Genomic DNA, 20,018 nt, shown 5'->3' on the forward strand with positions numbered 1-20,018 from the left:
CCCTGCAGGCAATGCAGGTACAGATACAGCAGTGGTGACCATTGATACCACAGCACCAACGCTTGCGATTATCACTGATGATCTAGCTCTTGCAGCTGGTGAAACAGCGAACATTAGCTTCATATTCAGTGAAGCAGTAACAGGCTTTGATGCAAATGACATCACTCTTATTGGCGGTACGTTGAGTGCATTGGTTACAACTGACAACATCACGTGGACAGCAGTGTTCACACCAGATGGTACAGGCACAGCACCAAGCATTAGTGTGGCTAATGGTACTTATACAGATCTTGCTGGTAACTTGGGTACAGGTGATGTACTCGATGGTACAGACGGCTTTATCGTTGATATTATTGCGCCAGTAGTCGGCTTCACAAATGTAACTACTAATGATGATACGCCACCATTGACTGGTACGATTGATGATCCTACCGCGACTGTTGTAGTGACTGTTGATGGGTTGAACTATAATGCGACCAACAACGGTGACGGTACTTGGACGCTTGCGGACAATACACTTCCTTCATTAATCGATGGTCCACATAATGTAAGTGTAACTGCAACAGACCCTGCGGGTAATGTATCGATTCCTGCAACTGGTACGGTAACGATTAGTTCGTCTAGTATCATTGCTTTCGATAACACTGATACAGCTGTACTTGCTCCTCAACCATTGCTTGTACAAGATGATGCAGCACTAGGTAGTAATACCTACCTAGCACTTGTATCGCTTGCTGGACTTGATTTGCAGTTAGGATCTGAGTCAATCGGCTTTACAGTAGGTGCTGGTCAAGAAGGTAATGCGACATTTACTTACAGTGCTTTAATTGGAGTAGATGCATTATCAGACTACTCTCTGGTAGTTCAAAAATTTGACACAACGACTGGTCAATGGACTGCAATTTATGGCGGTGGCCAAGCAGATATTCTTGATCTCACGCTATTAGGTTCAACACCTGGTGTAGTGATTGATGGGTTAGAAGAAGGTCAATACCGTGCATTCATGACTTACAACGGTCTTCTAGGTATTGGTTTACTTGGCACCTTAACAGGCACAATGGATGTTTATGACACAACACAAGTAGGTGGTTACTACACTGAAGTTGCTGAAGGTAACGTCATCACAGAAATAAATGATGCAGGTGAGGTAGATGTTGTAACTCCAACAACAGTTATAAGTGAGGTTAATGGTCAGCCTGTTGTAGCAGATGGCACGAGCATCACTGGTACTTACGGTACATTAGTGATCAATTTGGATGGTTCATACACTTATACGCCTACTGCTAGTGCGGCAGGTGTAGGACAAACAGATCAGTTTACCTATACCTTAACTGATCCTGTAACTGGTGATACGGCTCAAGCAAACCTCAATATTCAATTGAGTTCTGTGAAAGCTGTGGATAATGTTGTAACTGCAGAAATCAACCCAGAACCGTTGCTAGTTGCAGATGATGTTGCTCTAGGCACTTCAACTTACCTTGCAGCAGTATCGTTAGCTGGTCTGGACTTACAATTGCTTGGTAACGACGCAATTGAGTTTACTGTTGATCCAAACCGCGAAGGTACAGCAACGTTCACATTCGATGCGATAATCACAGCAGATTTACTCAGTGATTATGCGATTGTTGTTCAGAAATTTGATGAAGCAACAGGCCAATGGGTATCGATCGGTGGTACTAACCCAGAAGCATCACTCATCGATCTATCACTAATCGGTGGTACGCCAACAGCTGTGCTTGAAGGATTGGATGCTGGTCAGTACCGCGCGTTCATCGGATATGAAGGCTTGCTAGGTGTAGGTTTAGGCGGAACATTAACTGGTACGATGGATGTCTACAATCCATACATCGTGGCTGGTTACTCTGTTGAACCGATCTCTGGTAATGTCATCAAAGATGCGAGCCTCACTGGTGAAGTTGATGCAGCAAGCAGTAGTGCTGTGATCTCTCAAGTGAATGGTGTTGCGGTTGACCCAGTTGCTGGTGCAACAATTACTGGTACATACGGTACATTGGTGATTGACCAAGATGGCAACTACACTTATACACCGACTGTAAATGGAGCAAACCTAGGTCAGGTAGATCAATTTACCTACACCTTGCTTGATCCTGTAACGGGTAACACTTCTGAGGCAACACTTTACGTTCGTCTCGATAGTGACAGTGTAGATATGACTTGGAACGATGCAGATCCATCTCAACCAGCTGTAATTACTAGTCCGCTTCCAGTAGATGCGATGGATAACGTTGCTTCAGCTGAAATAGACATGGTTTATCCAGTAACGACTGAGGTACTTGATAATGCGATTAGCTACAACTGGTTACTCGGTGTAGGTGGAATTGTTATCGGTTCTAAAGAAGGTACAGCGACATTTACAGTTGATCCAGGTAATCTGACTGATGCGATTATTGCAGTGAACTTTGGTTCGGTTGCTACGGTTGTCGATGGTTTACATGTGGTATTAACACGATTAAATCCAGATGGCACTCGTACTGTAGTTGCAGATAGTTCTGATACTGGTGTGATTGACTTGTTAGGTATCTTTGGTTCTGAAGTTCAATTCAAGATTGATAACTTAAGTGCTGGTACTTACGAGTTGTTCATGGAAAGCAATACACTTCTTACAGCTCTAGGTAGTGTTACTGCGGATATCACGCTGAATCATGGTGATATCACTCAACCGCCTGTACTGGTTGTTGACCCAGTAACTGGTAATGTACTCGCTGATGATAACTCGGCTGTTTACGGTACAAACTATGTGCCAGATTACATTACAACAACTTCAGTAGTAACTGCTGTTACAGCTGAAAATGGTAATACAACTACAGTTGTAGTGGGTACTCCAGCAACGGTTGTAGGGGTATATGGAACTCTGACTATTAATGCAGATGGTACTTATAGCTATCAGGCAACTGCGGATATGGCGAATGTAGGTAAAGTTGATAGCTTCACTTACACAGTGACAGATCCTGTAACAGGTAGAACTGATACTGCTACATTACATGTTCAAGTCGGTTCGCCAGATGTTGATGTAACTTGGAATACAGCAGATCCTTCGGCAGATGCTACACTTCCAACACCATCAGTAACAGCTGATACAGATGATGCAACAATCAGCATGGCACCAGTGGTAGATCCAGTTGTAGATGTTGCGAGTGGTAACGTGACCATTGGTAACTTGGCTGGCTTCCCACCACTACCTGTATTAAGCAGTACAGTAACCTCTAGTCAGTTTACAATAGCTGCAAATACAGTAAGTGATGTACATGTACAGTTGAACTATACAGCATCGTTAAGCTTGTCGGCTCTTCCAACGACTGGATATACAATTCAGCAATTGGTTGGTGGAACATGGGTAAATACAGCGTACTCTGGTTCTGCGACAGCATTGGCAGGTGTGTTGGGTGCCCCAGCATATTCAGCAGATGTACCTCATTTGTCAGAAGGGACTTACCGTGTAGTATTCAGCTTATCAAGTCTGATTTCTCTAGGTACTGTAACTCTAGACTCTGTAGTGACAACTACAGCGACTCATCTAGACCAATACACACCAGATGGTCAAACAGACTGGATTACTGGAAATGTCCTTACTAATGATGTCGTAGAAGGTACTCAGCTCTACGTAATGAACTCAACAACTGGTACTTATGAACTAGCTGCTGGTCAAGGAGTCAATACAGGTGAAGGTACGTTGTATCTATACAATGATGGTTCTTACTTCTACAAACCATTAGACAGCGCTGCAAATGCGACAGTTGATGTGATTGATTACAAGTTAGTTTCGGTGATTGATGGTAGTGAATACACTTCTTCATTGACAATTAACTTGAGTCAAGAGTTGAATAGCCTTGCAGTGAGTACTGCGGCAAATGATACATTTGCTCTTGGTAACGGCTCTGATACCTTGATCTACAACACATTAACAGCTGCAAGCGTAACTAATGCAACTGGTGGCAATACAACGGCTGGTGGTGTAGATGTATGGACTGACTTCCATGTAGGTAATACTGCAACGGATGATCAGGCTGATAAGATTGACCTAAGCAACTTGTTGATTGGTTCACAAACTAACTTAACAATCGGTCAATATGTATCTGTAAGTTACGATGCTGCGTCTCAAACTGCGACAATCAGCGTAGACCGTGATGGTGGATTACTCGTAGAAGGTACTTACACTGAAACACCATTGCTTCAATTGACTAACCTCACTGGTCCAGTCACATTGAATGACTTGATCAACAATGGTCAAATCATTTTCTAATCTGACAATCGATTTATAAAAAGAGAACCCTAGGGTTCTCTTTTTTTATGTTTAAACAATACGTTAACCTAGCTTTGAAAGAGTTCATGCTATGATGCATTGAGAATTTTATAGAACAACAAATAACGGATAGGGACTTAATTCGAGTGGCGGTATTTTTAGACTTCAAAAGACAGCTCAAGCTTTGGTTAGAACATATCGTTCACCATGTTTCAGACCTTCAAGAAGAAACTATTTTATTTATATCATTTGGCCCTAAAGATCACAGATGTAGCGTATGGCATAGTGAAAAAACAGTGCTTACACAAGCAACTCTACAATTATTTGATTTTATTGATGATCAGTTTTCGCCAGATCAACTTCCAGACTACATAAAAATTGATGTTGCGTACAATTTAGAAAAGCAAAGTTGGAACCAAATAGAGCAGCAGGTTCATCACCAATTTCACAATAATCATTACCGCAGAGGTATTGGATTTGATGATTCCTGTTCGGTAGCTTTTCTGGAGCAAGAAATATATGGAAAAGCCATTATTCGGGGCTTAAGTTATGACAAGCCGAACTTTTTTGATGAAACAAATCTGAACTATGCAATTAAACAAAAATATTGTGCAACAAAGCCGGAAATTAAACTTCAGTCACTACAAGAAGTGTGGACTTTCGATACCTATGCAACTTTTTATGAAAATGGACAATTTATTAATTTAGCAAGTCGCTACGATGCAAATGGTATTAGAGCCATTGCTAGCAATAAAAAACAGCACTTTAGAGACCTCATTGAAAAAAATGCAGCGTTTTTACATAGCCAGATTCAAGAAAATGGCAAATTCATTTATGGATATTTTCCTGCTTATGATCGTGATATACGGAACTATAATACGGTACGTCACTGTACTTCGCTTTACGCGCTTTTAGAGACTTTTGAAGTACAAGATAAACCTGAATACTGGCCTAAAATTGTTGCAGCAATTCAATACGCACTTACTACTTTCTATAAAGAAAAAGACCCAATAACTGCGTTTATGATTGATGGTAAAGAAGGGGAGCTAGAAATTAAATTAGGTGCAAATGCCGCAGCTATTTTAATGTTAACGAAATATCAAGAAATCACAGGAAAAGATGATTATTTAAAATATGCGGAGAAACTTGCTCATGGTATTTTAGAATTAGTGGATCCGGATGGATTAACTACTCATGTATTAAATTATCCAAATTATGATTTAAAAGAAAAGTTCAGAATCATTTATTATGATGGAGAAGCAGCATTAGCTTTATTAAGGTTATATCAAATTAATCAGGATAAAAGATTATTAGACACAGTTAAGTTAATGTTTGAAAATTTTATTCATAAAAGATATGAAAAATATCATGATCACTGGTTAAGTTATTGTACCAATGAGCTTACAAAAATATGCCCTGAAGAAAAATATTTTATTTTTGGTTTAAATAATTATTTAAAACATTTTATTTTTATTCGAAATAGAAAAACAACATATGCCACTTTATTAGAAATGCTAATGGCAGCCTATAAAATGGTTAATCGTTTAAAAGAGCAAGGCCATAATGCACTTTTTGAACAAGCATATATGTCTGAGTTAAAAAAACTCATTACATTTCGAGCCGAATTTCAAACCACAGGTTTTTTCTATCCAGAAATAGCCATGTATATGGCTCGACCAGATAAAATATTGCATGCTTTTTATGTACGGCATGATCGCTTTAGAGTAAGAATTGATGATCAGGAACACAACCTTTCTGGTTATATTGCCTACGTAAAAGATTTCGAAGGGGGGGAGATATGACTTACCCTCTATTTGAACTTAAGCTGCTAGCTGCTCTTGATCATGCTCAATTTGAAGAGGCAATTTGGGCATTTGAAATTGATGGAGACATTTCTACATTATTACTGATTGATTATGCATTAGAACAATTCCATCAAAAAAAAGTTCAAGCTGATGAAATCTATCGGGTTCCTGAACAAAAAATTAAGAAAATTGGTGAACAAAATTTAGGTCTAGAAAAAAATGAATCATATACATTTGCCGAGCTCTTACAATTCTTAATTTTTACTCAGGCAAATGATGTTAAAGATGCCTTAAGCAATATGCTGTTGGGTTCTGTTGAGCAAACACAATTGATCTTGTCTAAAAGAGCAGAATATTACCAGTTAGCTTTAAGAGCACCTAATCAATTAAAAAATCTATTTTTGTTGGTAAAACACATTTATAGCTATCCAGCCGAGCTGAAAAAACTTTTCTTTATTAGAACACTTTCTTTTAAAAATAAAGTATATCAACCGATTACGCCTTTGCTTGGTCATCCGGTACTCACTTCGGTTTTATATATCTCACATACCTTTAGACAGATTTATATCACTTATTCCGAACATAACCGGAGCATTGGTTTTTTCTCTTTTCTGGATGATATTCACCGTCTGGAGCATTTGGTTCCTTACTATCATTATTTTCAAGAAGGGCATGTTGAGGCAAAAAAATATTCTTCTCAAACAGGTATTATCAATATTCTTGGAGATACCTATTTTGGTGAAATGTATACCGAAAAGCGTAAGTCTAGAGGGCAAACAGATGCCTTACAGCAATATGGATATCATTATTCATTTGAAAAAATACAGCCCTTTTTAGGTAAAAATGACATCAACATCGCTAACTTTGAAGCAGTATTTTCTTTAGAAAATCAATCGCCGTTAAAAGATAAAAAGTCATTTGTTTTAAAAGCAGATGCTAAAAAAACATTAGAAGAATTTAAGCGCATTCATCTAAATTATTTGGTTTTGGCAAATAACCATTTGAAAGATTACGGTGAGCAAGGATTAGCCTATACATTACAACAGTTGGATCAGGCGAGTATTTCTTATATTGGCGCTGGACTGAACCAGAAAGATGCTCACAATTACTTTGAAATCACTTTTGAGACTAAGCACTATGCGATTTTTAATGGTTATTGGCATAGAGACGCGGCCTATCTGGATTATGACTTTTATGCGTTAGGATCAAGAAGTGGAGTAGCTTGCTTAAATGGCGTTTTACTTGAACAAATAATGCGTTATAAGCAGGCTCACCCAGAACGCAAAATTATTGTTATTTGTCATTGGGGTGTCGACTTTAAGCCTATTACAAAAGACCAAACTAAACTCGCGACTATTCTTACTCAAGCAGGAGCGGATCTGATCGTTGGTCATGGTGCTCATACTATTCAACCAATCCAGATCATCAATCAAAAGCCTGTTGTTTTTAATATAGGCAATGCAGTCTTTAATAGTGACGGTGAATATGAACAGCAAAATGCTTTGCCATTTGGCTGTATAGCTAGACTTGATTTAGCAAAAGATATCATTCGCCTTTACCCCATTTACACCAATAATTTACAAACATTTTGGCAGCCTTATCCTGTAGATGCTGAAGACTTCTCAAAGGCCAGTATTTATATGACATCTTTACTGACCCCTGAGAATTACATGGCATCCCAAGATAAATTAGGGAGATATCTTGAAGTTAAATTTTAAGGATATTGGTTGTAAGTCGATAAAATGGTTTGAAGTTGTGCTGGAGTAAACCCTAAATTTCTTAAGCCACCACTGCCTAATTTACATTCAGCACTTGTCATAATGTTGGTTGGAGTACGTTTTGTAGCCTTCGGGGCACAAACATGTTTTAGACCAAATACATGCCCCATCTCATGCACACTACCAGCCTGAATATTATAATTTAGACGGTTCCAATCTAATAAAATAAAAGGTTTGCCATTATTACGAAACGCTCTACTTGTTACATCTTTAAATTTCCATTTTGTTGAATAGGCATCATAAATAAAAATAATGACTTCTTTACTTGCAGTACGCTTAGGAAAACATGTATTTACACTGGCAGGAATAGTTTCAGTAGAAATGGGATAAGGCTGGTTAATTTGTTGTTTCAAATCACAATGTAACTTTGAGAACTCTTCGTAAGGGATATAACGGTTTAATTTGAAATTAAATATTTTCTTTCCTTGGTCATCTAAATAATATTTATTAAGGATACTGATTTCTTTACGCATCTGCGTAAAGTTATCAAATTGTGCAGCAGAAGGATTGTTTGTTGTAAAAACGAAAGTTACAGGGACTACAGGTCTATTATTACCAGGCTCCTCTAATAAGTCTGGCTTTTGTAGAGGGGGACGAGTAGTACAAGAAACACACAGTAAAGTTCCACTGATCAACAGCAATATTTTTTTCATGCGATTTTCCCTTGAGCTCATCTTGGAGTAGGTTTAATTTTATTCAAAAATTTTTATATGATATGAATAATGTCAACGTTTATGGATTCCATTTTGACAACTCAGTATGAACTACATCGACAAATTTTAGAAGTCATCGCTTTGATTCCATATGGAAAAGTTGCAACTTATGGCCAAGTTGCTCGTATGGCAGGTTTACCTAAACATGCCAGATTAGTTGGGTATGTGCTTAAACATCTTGAGGCAGATCATCAGGTCCCTTGGCATCGTGTTATTAATTCGCAAGGTAAAATTAGCCTAAGTAAGTTTAATGAAAAGGGCGAAAACGTTCAGCAGTTAAAGCTTGAAGCAGAAGGAATCTATTTATTAAATGGCAAAGTAAACTTAAAGCAATTTGCTTGGCAGCCTTAAAAATATTTTAATAATTGCCTGCCTTGCTGAATTAAGCTAGACAGGCTTTTTAGTTTTAACGAACTATTAAAACCGGGATATGACTTTCACCTAAAACCTTTTGCGCAACACTTCCTAATACAAGTTTTCGTACACCTGTGCGGCCATGAGAACCCATCACAATCAGATCAGCATTAAGCTCTTGTGCAGCTTGAATAATTTCTTCGTGAACAACAAAACCTTCAAGTAATTTGGTTTCTACACTAAGACCTTCTTGCAAAAATTGTTGCTTGGCTTGCTCTAAAATATCTAGCAAATATGTTCTAGTACGCTCAATCAATTCATTGGTTTGCCCCGTCTTAACGTAAAGGTCAGCAATAATCGGGTCAAGTGCCATAACTTGTACAACCGTAATTTTACTGTTTAATGCTTTCCCAATTTTGATTGCTTCTTTCATAGCAACCATAGAAGTTTCAGAACCGTCAATTGGTACAAGAATATGTTGATATAACATGAGTTTATTCCTTATTGTAATGATGGTTATTTATTCAATACTTTATACTTCTTTTCTTACGATTGAAATTCGTGCACGTAATCATTTGTGTTTTTAAGCAAGAAATTCTTGCAAATATATTTTATTCGCTCTGTAATTTTTTAAGATGTGCTGTTAATGCATCTATATCATCCGTTTGTAAATATTCCCGCATTTTTAAAACTTGTTTTTCATCTAAATCATAAATTTTTAAAGCAAGTAGTTTTTCTATTTGCTCTTGAGGAAAACGGTATTTAATAATTTTTGCAGGTACGCCACCAACAATTGCATAGGGGGGGACATCTTTAGTGACCACAGCTCCAGTTGCAACAACAGCACCTTCACCGATTTTTACACCTTGCATAATCATTGCACGGCTTCCAATCCAGCAGCCATCTGCAATTATAGTGTCACCAGCGGCTAAAAAACTTCGGGTATCAAAGGGGAATGTCGATATCCAGTCTGGCCGATGAAGTTGGTTACCACCCATCATAATCACGCATTCAGCGCCAAAACAAACAAAATTACCAATATAGAGCTGATCAATTGGCTTGTCTGGAGTAGAAGGCTTGTCATGTAGATATCGCACTACACAACGTTCAAAACCTTGATCCCAATATGCCGAGTAGTAAGAGTAATTCCCTTTAATATGGATATTTGGATTTTTCACAGTTTTGGAAATAAACTCAAATTCACACCAATGGCGGACTGGTGTGTTAATTAGAGGAGTATCCATAATTTATTATCCAAACAAAAATGAGCCAAACCATATTAAATAAAAACCCCTCATGAAGAGGGGTTCAAGTGTATTACCTTAGAGGTATTCTACACTTACAACTTCGTATTCCACTTCGCCTTGAGGAGTGGTAATTTTTACTTCATCACCTTCATTTTTACCCAAAAGGCCACGTGCAATTGGCGAATTTACTGAAATTTTATTGATTTTAAAATCAGCTTCATCATCACCAACAATCTTATAAGTCTTGCGTTCTTCAGTATCAAGGTTTTCAATCGTTACCGTAACACCGAATACAACACGACCGTTTTGTTCTAAGTCTTTAACATCGATGACTTGTGCAGCACCCAATTTTCCTTCGATATCTTGGATACGGCCTTCACAGAAACCTTGCTGTTCACGAGCAGCATGATATTCTGCATTTTCTTTTAAGTCCCCATGTTCACGTGCTTCAGCAATCGCTTGAGTAATACGTGGACGTTCAACAGTTTTCAGATGTTGTAATTCTTTCTCTAAGGCGATTTTACCTTCAGGGGTCATTGGATAACGTTGCATTTCGGTCCCTCTTAAGTTGAGAAAACACAGTTAAAAAAATGAAAAAATCCCGCCACCGATAAGGTGGCGGGACTTATCGGAAAAAAATTAACCTACAGTTAAATCTTGCAAGCGGTATACATCCATTGGCAATTTCACAGCAAAGGCTTGGCAAACCGCTTCTGCGCCATTGATAGTCGTTGTGTAATACACTTTGCCTTGTAGGGCAGCACGACGAATCATTGCAGAGTCATATTGAGCTTGTTTGCCTTCAGTAGTATTGACAATAAGGTGTATTTCACCATTTTTCAAGCGGTCAACAATATGTGGACGGCCTTCAGTTACTTTATTTACAGATTCACACTCTAAACCTGCTTCTTTAAGTACCTGATATGTTCCACCTGTTGCTACAAGTTTGAAGCCATATTCAACTAATTTCTTAGCAATATCAGCGATGTATTTCTTGTCTGACTCACGAACAGATAAGAATGCATGCTTTACTTCACCTTCAGTTGGCAAGCCTGGTAAGCGGTCATTTGAGCCTAAAACAGCCTTATAGAATGCTTCACCAAAGGTTTGACCAACACCCATTACTTCACCTGTAGATTTCATCTCAGGACCAAGCATTGGGTCTACGCCAGGGAATTTTGCAAATGGGAATACTGCTTCTTTTACTGCGAAACGATTTGGAATAATTTCTTTAGTAAAACCTTGAGACTCAAGTGATTGACCCGCCATACAACGAGCAGCTACTTTTGCTAAAGATTCACCAATACATTTCGATACGAATGGAACAGTACGTGATGCACGTGGGTTTACTTCAAGAACGTAAATATCGTTGCCTTTCACTGCGAACTGAACGTTCATTAAACCAACTACACCAAGTTCTTTTGCCATCGCAATTGTTTGACGACGCATCTCATCCTGAATCTCTTTAGAAAGAGAGTAAGGAGGGATAGAACATGCAGAGTCACCTGAGTGAATACCTGCTTGTTCGATGTGTTGCATAATACCGCCAATCACGACATCTTTACCGTCAGATACGCAATCAACATCAACTTCAGTTGCATCATCAAGGAAGTGGTCAAGAAGAACAGGTGCTTCATTAGAAGCCTGTACTGCTTCACGAAGATAACGTTTAAGCTCATCTTCGTTATAGACGATTTCCATTGCACGGCCACCTAATACATAAGATGGGCGAACAACTAATGGATAGCCAACTTTCGCAGCTTCAGAGATACCTTCTTCAGCAGATTTTACAATGCTGTTGTTTGGTTGACGAAGCTGTAAACGTTGAATCATTTGTTGGAAACGTTCACGGTCTTCTGCACGGTCAATTGCATCTGGAGATGTACCGATAATTGGAGTACCAGCTTCTTCTAAAGCACGTGCCAATTTCAGTGGAGTCTGACCACCGTATTGTACGATTACGCCTTTAGGCTTCTCTGTACGTACGATTTCAAGTACATCTTCAAGTGTTACAGGTTCGAAGTATAGACGATCAGATGTGTCATAGTCGGTAGAAACAGTTTCAGGGTTACAGTTCACCATGATTGTTTCATAACCGTCTTCACGCATTGCTAAAGCAGCGTGTACACAGCAGTAGTCAAATTCGATACCTTGACCAATACGGTTTGGACCACCACCAATAACCATGATCTTGTCACGATTTGATGGGTTAGCTTCACACTCTTCATCGTAAGTCGAGTACATATATGCTGTACCAGATTCAAACTCGGCAGCACATGTATCAACACGTTTGTAAACAGGGTAAACACCCAAGTTCCAACGTTGCTTACGGAATTGCTTTTGAGAAATACCCATAAGGTTCGCAATACGAAGGTCAGATAAACCTTTACGTTTGAACGAACGGATATTTTCAGCAGTGAGATCACCAAAACCTAAAGTTTTTACTTGAGCTTCTGTGTTGACGATATCTTGAATTTGGATCAAGAACCAACGATCAATTTTAGTCGCTTCAAATACATCATCTAAAGAGAAGCCGTGACGGAATGCATCTGCTACGTACCAAATACGTTCAGGTCCCGGAACTTTAAGCTCTTTTAGAATAGTTTCTTTTACATTTGTTGCACCAGCTTCGATTTTTTCATCGAAACCGCTTACGCCAACTTCAAGACCACGTAATGCTTTTTGTACCGATTCCTGGAAGTTACGACCAATAGCCATGACTTCACCAACAGATTTCATCTGAGTGGTTAATACAGGTTCTGCTTGTGGGAATTTCTCGAAGTTAAAACGAGGAATCTTTGTTACAACGTAGTCAATTGATGGTTCAAAGCTTGCAGGAGTTACGCCACCAGTGATGTCATTTTTCAATTCATCAAGGGTGTAACCAACAGCAAGTTTGGCTGCGATTTTTGCAATTGGGAAACCAGTTGCTTTAGACGCAAGCGCAGAAGAACGAGATACACGTGGGTTCATCTCGATCACAACCATACGGCCGTCTTTCGGGTTAATACCGAACTGAACGTTAGAACCACCTGTCTCAACGCCAATTTCACGAAGAACTGCAACTGAAGCATTACGCATCAATTGATATTCTTTGTCAGTTAAGGTTTGAGCCGGTGCTACAGTGATTGAGTCACCTGTGTGAACGCCCATTGGGTCGAAGTTTTCGATCGCACATACGATAATACAGTTGTCGTTTTTGTCACGAACAACTTCCATTTCGTATTCTTTCCAGCCAATTAAAGATTCGTCGATCAATAATTGGTGAGTAGGAGAGAGGTCGAAACCACGTTCACAAATCTCAAGGAATTCTTCGCGGTTATATGCAATACCACCGCCTGAACCACCCATAGTGAATGACGGACGGATAATTACTGGGAAACCAAAGCGAGATTGAATTTCTAATGCTTCTTCCATTGTTTCAGCAATGGCAGCTTTTGGACATTCCAAGCCGATTTTGCGCATTGCTTCATCAAACAATTTACGGTCTTCAGCTTTTTCAATTGCTTCTTTTGTTGCACCAATAAGTTCTACGCCGTATTTTTCTAATACACCATTTTCATCAAGTGCAAGTGCGCAGTTAAGTGCAGTTTGTCCACCCATAGTAGGGAGTACTGCATCTGGGCGCTCTTTTTCAATGATTTGAGCAACAGTTTGCCAAGTAATTGGCTCAATATAAGTTGCATCAGCCATTGAAGGGTCAGTCATAATGGTTGCTGGGTTAGAGTTAACCAAAATAACACGATAGCCTTCTTCACGAAGTGCTTTACATGCTTGAGCACCAGAATAGTCAAACTCACAAGCTTGACCAATGACAATTGGACCAGCACCAATAATTAAGATGCTTTTAATATCCGTACGTTTAGGCATTATTCGCTCCTTAATTACTGTTTAGATGCTTCAATAAGTTCGATGAAATGATCGAACAAAGGTGCACAATCATGTGGACCTGGGCTTGCTTCAGGGTGACCTTGGAAGCTGAAAGCTGGTTTGTCTGTACGATGAATCCCTTGTAGAGTGCCATCGAACAATGATTTATGCGTTGCTTTTAAGTTAGCCGGTAATGTTTCTGCATCTACAGCAAAACCATGGTTTTGAGATGTAATCATCACTGTACCATCTTCAAGATTTTGTACAGGGTGGTTCGCACCGTGGTGACCATGATTCATTTTTACAGTTTTTGCACCAGAAGCGAGTGCCAAGATTTGGTGTCCTAAACAGATACCAAATACAGGTAATGTTGTGGTTTCAACAATAGTTTTTACAGCTTCGATAGCGTAATCACAAGCAGCTGGGTCGCCAGGGCCGTTTGAAAGGAATACGCCATCCGGATTAAGTGCTAATACTTTTTCAGCCGGAGTTTCAGCAGGTACAACAGTGAGTTTACAACCGCGGTCTGCAAGCATACGCAAGATGTTGGTTTTGACACCATAATCGTATGCAACCACATGGTATTTTAACTCAGGTTGAGTAAAGCCTTTACCTAATACCCATGAACCTTCAGACCATTCAAAGCCTGTCGGATCACAGCACTCTTTTGCGAGGTCTAAACCATTTAAACCACCAAAAGCGCGAGCTTTAGCAATTGCTTCTTCTTCAGTAATATTTTCGCCGGCAAGGATGCAACCATTTTGTGCACCTTTATCACGTAAAATACGAGTAAGTTTACGTGTGTCAATATCAGCAATTGCGACAACATTGTGCGCTTGCAAATATTCACTTAATGATTGCTCAGAACGGAAGTTGCTGTGTAATAGTGGAAGGTCACGAATAATTAAACCATTCGCCCATACTTTATGGATACGACCAGATTCAACGTCTTCTTCGTTGCAACCAGTGTTACCAATATGAGGGTAAGTTAATGTCACAATTTGTTGTGCATAACTTGGGTCAGTCAAAATTTCTTGATAGCCTGTCATGGCTGTGTTAAAAACGACTTCTCCAGTCGTACTTCCCGTTGCGCCGATTGACGTTCCTTTAAAGATCGTTCCATCTGCGAGGGCTAAAATGGCGGGGGTGCTCAAACCAAAGCTCCTGAATTTCGGCTGTAAAAAAGCGAGTAGACCTAAAAAAGATAGGCGATGTTCTAAAAAAACATGCCCCTCCTCACTGGTCTGCTCGCTTGTAACTTAACAGCGCATTATACGCATGGAACCTTAAAAAGTCTATTTATTTTCTATTAAAAAATTTAATTCATTGCTTGCTTTTAGCAAAAAAATTCATCCACTTGTCTGAAATTGATACTTTTAGCAAATTGTCTGACAATCTGGCTGCTGAAATTGTCTAATTCCTCTTATTGTAATGTTAGCTAAAAAATAAACAATACGAGGAAATAGCATGAGCGATAACCAAGTTTCAAAAGACATAGCTGAGAATACTTCAGCAGTAGCAGAGACTGTAAAGACAGAAGTAGCGGAAGCCAAAGAGGCCGTAGCCAAAACGACGACTCGGGCTAAAAAAGCGGTTAGCACTAAAGCTACACAGGTAAAAGAAGTTGTAGCTGAAAAAACAGAACAGGTCAAAGAAGTGGCTCACGAAGCGACTTCGCAAGTTAAAGAAGCTATTGCAGAAACACAAGAGCAAGTAAAAGCTGTAATTAATGAGACCGAAGAAAAGATTGAAGCTGAAACTCAAGAATTGAATCAGAACATTCACAATCAATTTGCTCAGATTAAACAAGATATTTTACAGCGTCTTGATGTGATTAAAGCTCAGTTCAATACTTCACAAGAAGGATTGAATGAATTAAAAAATACTTTAAAAGCTGAAATCAATGCATTAATTGAAGATCTAACCAAAGTGACTAAGGAACTTAAAGGTGACATTAGCCAAATTTCTTTAAAACACAAAGACTCTTTAACTGAAAGCTTAAAACGCACTAAAAATAATGCGGTTGAAGCTTGGAACAAAGCAAGAGATCACTAAAGATTTAGCATTAAAAGTTAATAAAAAAAGCGAGAATTAATTTCTCGCTTTTTTGTTTTTTAAAACTCATGCAGCCAATCACGTTTATTGTGAAAATCAGCATGTTTTCCACTATGCTGCATTGCATAGTACTGCATACCATCTTTTGTTTTTAAAACAGCAGTCAAACCTAGATAAAGGTTTGACCATTTTAAGCGGTGCTGTTGCATAAACTGGCTTAAGTCAAGACTTACATTTAACCCATAGTGGGTACGTTTGAGATGATTCAATTCGATATCGTAAGCAACGAGGGGAGGCATGCTTTCCGGATAGCGATATTCTTCAAACTGGTAAGTCTGCCATGCTTGAGAAGGGGAAAGATTAATTTCCCGGTAGAAATCTTCATCATGCACGCCAATGAAAATTTCAAAACAAGTCTCTTCCCACAAAAAGTCCTGGCGAGGATGAGCTGCGACTTCTTGGGGCCAGATAATCAGTTGGTTTGGATCACGAATCCAAAAACCCACATTTAATGTATATGGGGCTTGCTGTTCAATTGCGCCAACAACAGAAACAGCATGAAAACGATCAAAAGCTGAAAGTTCGTAACTTGCCATAAGTAGTCAATAAGTTAGTTTGCTAAGTGTGCGTGACGAACAAGGTTAGATAAATGTTGATTTTGCTTAGCTGCTTTTTTATAGAGTAAAACAATTTTACCAATTTTCTGTACAGCTTCAGCACCAGTTGCTTCTACAATCGCATCAATTACTGCGGCACGAGCTTCACGGTCTTCACCAGCAATTTTTACCTTGATAAGTTCATGATCGTTTAAAGCACGAAGCGTTTCTTCAATAACAGCGTCTGTTAAGCCTTGTCCACCAATCATGACAACCGGATTAAGCACATGACCAATTTGACGTAAACGTTTACGTTCATGAATAGATAAAGCGGCCATTAAAAATACCTGATTTTAAAAACGACTTAGTATAGCAAAAAACTTAAAATCAAATGTACGAAAAACTGTATAAATAATCGATCAACATTATTGGAAAAAAACTGTAAAAGTTATTGAGATTACGTTACATCCGTACTGTAATGAGAGTAATTTTCACGTACAATGAGCAATCAGAAGTTTTTTTGATATTTAGTGAGTTATGGCAACACGCATCACCAACCAAAAATTGTCTAAAAGTAGTCGTGCGTGGATGAGAGAACATCTAGACGACCCTTTTGTAAAAAAAGCACAAAAGGAAGGATATCGTGCACGAGCAGCGTATAAACTTCTTGAAATTCAAGAAAAATATAAGTTGATCAAGCCAGGCATGACAGTGGTGGACTTGGGAGCAGCTCCTGGGAGTTGGTCACAAATCGCTGGGAAACTCGTTGGTAGTAAAGGATTGGTTATTGCTTCCGATATTTTACCTATGGATGCTTTGCCAGATGTCACTTTCTTACAAGGCGACTTCAGAGAAGAAGCTGTATTTGAAAAATTGTTAAATATTTTAAACGGAAGACAAGTAGACATTGTAATTTCTGATATGGCCCCCAATACATCAGGTAATAGGGCTGTTGATCAACCTCGACAGATTTACTTGTGTGAACTTGCTTTAGACTTTGCTCAGAAAGTCTTGGGTCCAAATGGACAGTTTGTTGTTAAAGTGTTCCAAGGCGCAGGATTTGATGAGTTTCGTAAACAAGTCGTTGATAGTTTTGATGTGTTAAAAACAGCAAAACCAGCAGCTTCTCGGGCACGATCTAAAGAAGTTTTTTTGGTTGGACAAGGGCGTAAGAAAGCATTGCAATAAAGTTTACTTGCCAAGCTCCTAAAAATTGTGCATTTTGTATCTTTTAGGTTATCCGCAAGCAAGACAATTGCTGTTTTTAAGACGATCGGCCAAGTTTGGGCATGATCAAATTAGATTGATATGGGAATAAAGCTTTGAGCGATTACTTCAAGAATGCCGTATTGTGGCTAATAATACTTGGTGTTCTGATTTTAATTTTCAGTAATATCAGTGACCGCAATAAGCCAACTGCAATGAAATATTCAGATTTTGTTGCAGCGGTGAATGCTGGCCAAATTAAGCAAGTCACGATTGACGGTTTAAATATTAGTGGTGAAAAAACTAACGGATCTCAGTTTGAAACTGTTCGTCCGCAAGTTGAAGACACTGAACTTATGCCAAGCTTAAACAAGCAAAATGTTGTTGTAGAGGGCACAGCCCCACAACGTCAAGGCATTTTGATGCAACTTCTCATTGCTAGTTTCCCTGTACTGTTAATCATTTTGTTATTCATGTTCTTTATGCGTAACATGGGTGGTGGTGCAGGCGGCAAAAATGGTCCGATGAGTTTTGGTAAGTCGAAGGCAAAAATGCTTTCTGAAGACCAAATCAAAGTGACTTTTGCTGACGTTGCCGGTTGTGATGAAGCGAAACAAGAAGTTGTGGAAATTGTAGATTTCTTAAAAGATCCTGCAAAATTCAAACGCTTGGGCGCTACTATTCCACGTGGCGTGCTTATGGTTGGTCCTCCAGGTACTGGTAAAACGTTATTAGCCAAAGCAATTGCTGGTGAAGCAAAAGTTCCATTCTTTAGCATTTCTGGTTCTGACTTTGTTGAGATGTTTGTGGGTGTGGGTGCGTCCCGTGTCCGTGATATGTTTGAACAAGCAAAACGTCATGCGCCATGTATTATCTTTATTGATGAGATTGACGCAGTAGGTCGTCACCGTGGTTCAGGTACAGGTGGTGGTCATGATGAACGTGAGCAAACCTTAAACCAAATGCTCGTAGAGATGGACGGTTTTGAAGGTAATGAAGGCGTAATTGTTATTGCTGCGACTAACCGTGTTGACGTATTAGATAAAGCATTGTTACGTCCAGGCCGTTTCGACCGTCAAGTTATGGTTGGTTTACCTGACATCCGTGGTCGTGAACAAATTCTAAATGTACATTTGAAAAAATTGCCTTCAGTTACTGGTGTAGATGTTAAAGTTTTATCTCGTGGTACGCCTGGTTTCTCTGGTGCTCAGTTGGCAAACCTTGTAAATGAAGCTGCTTTGTTTGCTGCTCGCCGTAATAAGAACACTGTCGATATGCATGACTTTGAAGATGCAAAAGACAAGATCTATATGGGTCCTGAACGTAAATCAATGGTTCTACGTGAAGAAGAGCGTCGTGCAACTGCTTACCATGAAGCTGGACATGCAATTGTTGCTGAGATTTTACCGGGCACTGACCCTGTGCATAAGGTAACAATTATGCCGCGTGGTTGGGCTTTAGGTGTAACTTGGCAGTTACCTGAACAAGATCAGATTAGCCACTATAAAGACAAAATGCTAAATGAAATTGCAATTTTGTTTGGTGGACGTATTGCTGAAGAAGTCTTCATTCAGCAACAATCGACTGGTGCTTCAAATGACTTCGAACGTGCTACAAAAATGGCTCGTGCGATGGTAACGAAGTACGGTATGTCTGACAAAATGGGTGTGATGGTTTACGAAGATGAAAATCAAAATGGATTCTTCGGTAACGTAGGTAGCCGTACAATTTCTGAAGCGACTCAACAACAAGTTGATCAGGAAGTACGCCGTATTTTAGATGAACAATATAAAGTTGCTCGTGATATCTTGGAAAATAATAAAGATATCGCCCATGCAATGGTTAAAGCGTTGATGGAATGGGAAACTATTGATCGTGACCAAATCCGTGACATCATGGAAGGCCGCGAACCTCAACCGCCGAAAGTTTATATTGCTGAAAATCCGGTATCTGCGTTTGAGCCACCAAAAGATGGTCCATCTACTCCACCGCCATTACCAGCGATGAATTAAGTTAAGTAATAAAGAAGCCACAGTCATGTGGCTTTTTTTATTTGTCTTAACTTTGGATAAAGCTGAAAAGAAATCGACAGCATGTAAAGCTTACTTGCTAAAATAGCCGCTGATTTTGAAC

15 protein-coding genes are annotated in these 20,018 nt (G+C 39.2%); 7 read left to right on the forward strand and 8 right to left on the reverse strand.

Annotation, left to right across the window (positions count from 1 at the left end; genetic code table 11):
* The 3 genes from RFX69_RS11755 to RFX69_RS11765 form a co-directional block, all read left to right on the forward strand.
* Positions 1-4,261, forward strand: a 4,261-nt coding sequence (locus RFX69_RS11755) for a BapA/Bap/LapF family large adhesin (RefSeq protein WP_309169430.1), incomplete at its 5' end; no start/stop codon positions are given.
* A 146-nt stretch (positions 4,262-4,407) separates the two neighbouring features.
* Complete coding sequence (locus RFX69_RS11760; RefSeq protein ID WP_005128045.1) at positions 4,408-6,063, forward strand: hypothetical protein; 1,656 nt, start codon at positions 4,408-4,410, stop codon at positions 6,061-6,063.
* On the forward strand, positions 6,060-7,784 hold the full coding sequence (locus RFX69_RS11765) for a CapA family protein (RefSeq protein WP_289332668.1): 1,725 nt from the start codon (positions 6,060-6,062) through the stop codon (positions 7,782-7,784). Before RFX69_RS11760 ends, RFX69_RS11765 begins: the two co-directional genes overlap by 4 nt.
* Here RFX69_RS11765 and RFX69_RS11770 read toward each other — a convergent pair.
* A complete protein-coding gene (locus RFX69_RS11770; RefSeq protein ID WP_005128048.1) occupies positions 7,781-8,497 on the reverse strand; it encodes a hypothetical protein in 717 nt (238 codons plus the stop codon). The genes RFX69_RS11765 and RFX69_RS11770 overlap by 4 nt on opposite strands.
* Before the next feature lie 81 nt (positions 8,498-8,578).
* On the opposite strand from RFX69_RS11770, the gene RFX69_RS11775 reads away from it, so the two are divergent.
* On the forward strand, positions 8,579-8,908 hold the full coding sequence (locus tag RFX69_RS11775; protein WP_001986539.1) for an MGMT family protein: 330 nt from the start codon (positions 8,579-8,581) through the stop codon (positions 8,906-8,908).
* Between the two features lie 55 nt (positions 8,909-8,963).
* Here RFX69_RS11775 and RFX69_RS11780 read toward each other — a convergent pair whose 3' ends face one another.
* From RFX69_RS11780 to carA, 5 genes are all read right to left on the reverse strand, one after another.
* The gene (locus RFX69_RS11780; protein ID WP_000966781.1) at positions 8,964-9,401 is read right to left on the reverse strand and encodes a universal stress protein; all 438 of its coding nucleotides are present in this window, start codon (positions 9,399-9,401) and stop codon (positions 8,964-8,966) included.
* Positions 9,402-9,522: 121 nt separating this feature from the next.
* Positions 9,523-10,155: a CatB-related O-acetyltransferase gene (locus tag RFX69_RS11785; RefSeq protein WP_000380745.1), complete on the reverse strand. Its 633-nt coding sequence runs from the start codon at positions 10,153-10,155 to the stop codon at positions 9,523-9,525.
* A gap of 78 nt (positions 10,156-10,233) precedes the next feature.
* Complete coding sequence (gene greA, locus RFX69_RS11790; RefSeq protein WP_001190204.1) at positions 10,234-10,710, reverse strand: transcription elongation factor GreA; 477 nt, start codon at positions 10,708-10,710, stop codon at positions 10,234-10,236.
* Positions 10,711-10,797: 87 nt separating this feature from the next.
* Positions 10,798-14,028, reverse strand: a complete 3,231-nt coding sequence (gene carB / locus RFX69_RS11795; protein ID WP_001126293.1) for a carbamoyl-phosphate synthase large subunit — start codon at positions 14,026-14,028, stop codon at positions 10,798-10,800.
* A 14-nt stretch (positions 14,029-14,042) separates the two neighbouring features.
* Positions 14,043-15,182 (reverse strand): glutamine-hydrolyzing carbamoyl-phosphate synthase small subunit, encoded by a 1,140-nt coding sequence (gene carA, locus RFX69_RS11800; protein WP_000106446.1) that lies wholly within the window; start codon positions 15,180-15,182, stop codon positions 14,043-14,045.
* A 313-nt stretch (positions 15,183-15,495) separates the two neighbouring features.
* Here carA and RFX69_RS11805 point away from each other — a divergent pair, with 313 nt between their 5' ends.
* Complete coding sequence (locus RFX69_RS11805) at positions 15,496-16,083, forward strand: hypothetical protein (RefSeq protein WP_001282876.1); 588 nt, start codon at positions 15,496-15,498, stop codon at positions 16,081-16,083.
* A 59-nt stretch (positions 16,084-16,142) separates the two neighbouring features.
* Here RFX69_RS11805 and RFX69_RS11810 read toward each other — a convergent pair whose 3' ends face one another.
* Positions 16,143-16,679 carry a DOMON-like domain-containing protein gene (locus tag RFX69_RS11810; protein ID WP_002059670.1) on the reverse strand — a complete coding sequence of 179 codons (537 nt, stop codon included), beginning with the start codon at positions 16,677-16,679 and terminating at the stop codon, positions 16,143-16,145.
* Between the two features lie 14 nt (positions 16,680-16,693).
* Complete coding sequence (yhbY, locus tag RFX69_RS11815) at positions 16,694-17,017, reverse strand: ribosome assembly RNA-binding protein YhbY (RefSeq protein WP_000729551.1); 324 nt, start codon at positions 17,015-17,017, stop codon at positions 16,694-16,696.
* 199 nt (positions 17,018-17,216) lie between these two features.
* On the opposite strand from yhbY, the gene rlmE reads away from it, so the two are divergent.
* Positions 17,217-17,867 (forward strand): 23S rRNA (uridine(2552)-2'-O)-methyltransferase RlmE, encoded by a 651-nt coding sequence (rlmE, locus tag RFX69_RS11820; RefSeq protein ID WP_000235573.1) that lies wholly within the window; start codon positions 17,217-17,219, stop codon positions 17,865-17,867.
* Positions 17,868-18,001: 134 nt separating this feature from the next.
* On the forward strand, positions 18,002-19,897 hold the full coding sequence (gene ftsH / locus RFX69_RS11825; RefSeq protein WP_001286662.1) for an ATP-dependent zinc metalloprotease FtsH: 1,896 nt from the start codon (positions 18,002-18,004) through the stop codon (positions 19,895-19,897).
* The last annotated feature ends 121 nt before the right edge of the window (positions 19,898-20,018 follow it).

The sequence above is a fragment of the Acinetobacter sp. 148 genome (assembly GCF_031196675.1).
GTDB classification, from domain to species: domain Bacteria; phylum Pseudomonadota; class Gammaproteobacteria; order Pseudomonadales; family Moraxellaceae; genus Acinetobacter; species Acinetobacter baumannii.